General features: G+C 29.4%; 4 protein-coding genes. All 4 read left to right on the forward strand.

Annotated features, from left to right (window positions below; all coding sequences use genetic code 11):
• Positions 1-446: 446 nt before the first annotated feature.
• Positions 447-1,382 carry a S66 peptidase family protein gene (locus ABVZ64_RS07245; RefSeq protein ID WP_013669676.1) on the forward strand — a complete coding sequence of 312 codons (936 nt, stop codon included), beginning with the start codon at positions 447-449 and terminating at the stop codon, positions 1,380-1,382.
• A 620-nt stretch (positions 1,383-2,002) separates the two neighbouring features.
• Positions 2,003-2,338 (forward strand): hypothetical protein, encoded by a 336-nt coding sequence (locus ABVZ64_RS07250; protein WP_075660134.1) that lies wholly within the window; start codon positions 2,003-2,005, stop codon positions 2,336-2,338.
• Positions 2,339-2,364: 26 nt separating this feature from the next.
• Positions 2,365-2,910: a protein adenylyltransferase Fic gene (gene fic, locus ABVZ64_RS07255; protein WP_075660404.1), complete on the forward strand. Its 546-nt coding sequence runs from the start codon at positions 2,365-2,367 to the stop codon at positions 2,908-2,910.
• Between the two features lie 89 nt (positions 2,911-2,999).
• Positions 3,000-3,176: DEAD/DEAH box helicase (locus ABVZ64_RS07260; RefSeq protein WP_352400363.1), on the forward strand; the 177-nt coding region annotated here is incomplete at its 3' end.

A 3,176-nucleotide genomic window follows, 5' to 3' on the forward strand; every position in this document is an offset into this window, starting at 1 on the left:
CCCATTCTCTAAGGATGAAGTAACATAAGCAGAGACATTATCAGAAGTAGTAAGTCTATATGCTGTATTATTGACACATAATCTTGTAAAAGATAAGATTGAATACATAGATATTTATCGAAGTGAAAGTGATAAATATCATATTGTAGAGAGGGATGTATATCTTTTATTCTATATTAAACTAATATTGGCTTGAAAACTTATTTATAATAAAATAATAAATTTCAAAGGGGCAGATCAAATAATCTGGACATTTTTTTCTTGCCACCGAGGAACGTGTCATAATAGTGACAGGGTGCATAAATGTTTTAACATAAGGGTTTCAGGGATTTTTATTGAAAGCATTCATGCATTGGTTAGAGCAATTGGGTATAATTGTTGTAAGTAGTGCATGAGAAGTTATGAATTGGAATATTTAATATAACATATTCAGGAGGAGTGTTTAAATGATTGCTAATAAATTAAAAATTGGAGATGAGATAAGGGTTATAGCTCCTTCTCGAAGTTTGAGTGTAGTAAGGCAAGATACTTTTGATAAGGCTTTAACATTGTTAACGGAAAAAGGTTTTAAAATAACTTTTTCACGAAACAGTCGTGAAATTGATGAAGTGAACTCTTCAAGTATCGAGTCTCGTGTTGAAGATTTACACGAAGCCTTTTTAGATAAAAATGTTAAGGCTATACTTACCTGCATAGGCGGATTTAATGTTAATCAAATATTGGAGTATATAGATTATTCTTTAATAGAGGCTAATCCCAAAATTATATGTGGATTTTCTGATATTACTGCTTTGCTTAATGCCATTTATTCTAAGACAGGTTTAGTTACTTATCATGGACCCCATTTCTCAAGTTTTGGCTTTGAAAAAGAAACTGACTATACATATTCATATTTTGAAAGATGTCTTATGAATTCTGATAAGTATAATATAAGACCATCTAAAGATGCAAAAGAATACTATCTTATACAGGAAGGAAGTTGTGAGGGAGAACTTATAGGAGGAAACCTTTGCACACTGAATCTTTTGCAAGGAACAAAATTTATGCCTAACTTAAAGAACAAGATATTATTTTTGGAAGATGATAATATTATGGGGAATTATTTCGCTGCCGAGTTCGAAAGAAATTTGCAATCTTTAATTCAAATCTTAAAATTTAATGGAGTAAAAGGAATATTATTTGGGCGATTTGATGATAGTTGTAAAATAGATATAAATGTAATTCAAAGAATAGTATCAACTAAAAAACAACTTAAAAATATACCTATTGTATTTAATGTTGATTTTGGACACGTATTCCCCTTTGCAACATTTCCAATAGGTGGACTAGTAAGGGTGAATGCAACAGAAACTTCCATTTTATTGGAGGTAGTGAAGCATTAGTTAATAATCTCTAAAGGCATATAGAACACTTCTATCAACCATTAAAAGAGAAAAGTTAACCAAAGAGGGAGATGTTATAAATGAAAATGGAAGTTAGAAGGGTTTTAACAAAAGATGCTGATGATATAGATGGTATTATGTAAATGATGGAGAAAAACTTCCTTAGATTCCTACAAAAAACTTAAAAAATTACAACATAAAGTCTAGATTTATTGGTGAAAAAATAGAAGAAATTCTTAATAGCGATAAAATTATACATATTATCAATGCAGAGAATGTATTTTGAATAGAGGATGATGTTAATAATTTAATAAAGTAATCAAATATTAGTCTTCCAGATATAATTGTTTGATTTTCTATCCACAGGGGCTCGTATCATAATAGTGACAGGGTGTATAAATACTATAGTATCAAGGATTTCATAGATTTTTATGTAAAAAAATTCATGCATTTTTTAGAGTATCAGGTATAATTGTCATAAGGCAGTGCATGAGAGAACAGAATTTGATTATTTAGTAATTCTCAATTATTTGATATATTTATATTAGTGGAATTAGCTAGTTACACATAAGTAGAAAGGTATGTAGCTACAGTATTTAAATTTATGAAGGAAGATGATTATGGCCTACCATGAGTTTGGTATTATGGAAGATACTCCAAAAAAATATCAGAGGTTTGATGAATATGAGCCTGAAAAATTTGAACTTATCAAAATAAATGATGATTTTATTGAACCATTATTGCATAGTTTCGATGATATTTACTGTTATTGGCATACGCTAGAATGCCCAGGAATGAATCTTGCGTATTGTGGGATAACACTTATACCACCTGAGTCAATTGATTCTTTTATATTTATTTTTAGCAAATATGATAAAGAACCATATAATAAAATTATTGAATTGTTTAAAGAGGCTAAAATAAGAGATAAGTATATTATCCATTATGGAATTTAGTAGGAGAGTAAATGGAGGAATGTTTTATGCAAGAAAATATAGAATTAACAAAAAAGAGAGCTTATGAACTTTTTGATAACAAAATAATAGATACATTTGAAGTAGGAACATTTAAGGGGCTACAACAAATCCATCAATATATATTTCAAGATGTATTTGATTTTGCAGGAAAAATAAGGACTGTGAATTTATCAAAGGGCAATTTTCGCTTTGCTCCTGTTAGGTTTTTAGAATCTAACTTGGAAATTATTGAAAAGATGCCTGAGTCAGATTTTGATAGTATTATAGAAAAATATGTAGAAATGAATGTAGCTCATCCTTTTAGAGAAGGGAATGGGAGAGCTACTAGAATATGGTTGGATTTAATTTTTAAATCAAATATGGGTATGTGCATAGATTGGAGTAAGATAGATAAAGAAGAATATTTATCAGCTATGGAAAGATCACCGATAAATTCTCTAGAAATTAAAGTTTTGTTAAAAGGTGCTTTAACAGAGAGAATTAATGATAGACAAGTTTATATGAGAGGAATCCAGCGTTCATATGAATATGAGGGATATTATACAAAATAATCTAAGAAATAATTTATATAGTGATTATTATCCAAATAAAAATAAATATACTATCAGAAAAAAGCAATAGCTAACCTAGATATGAGATAATGCAAGTGGGAGAAGTTATTGCTCTTGTATCCACAGGAACAGGAAAAACAGAAACTATGATGGCTGCCGTAGTAACGGAAAGTATTGAAAGGACCTTGGTTGTAGTTCCTTCTGCCTTATTACGTACCCAGGTATACGATAAATTTAAAACACTTGGGATTTTATATGATATTGGA

Origin of the sequence: Anaerotignum sp. (assembly GCF_040307045.1) — a bacterium.
Classification (GTDB): Bacteria; Bacillota; Clostridia; order Lachnospirales; family Anaerotignaceae; genus Chakrabartyella.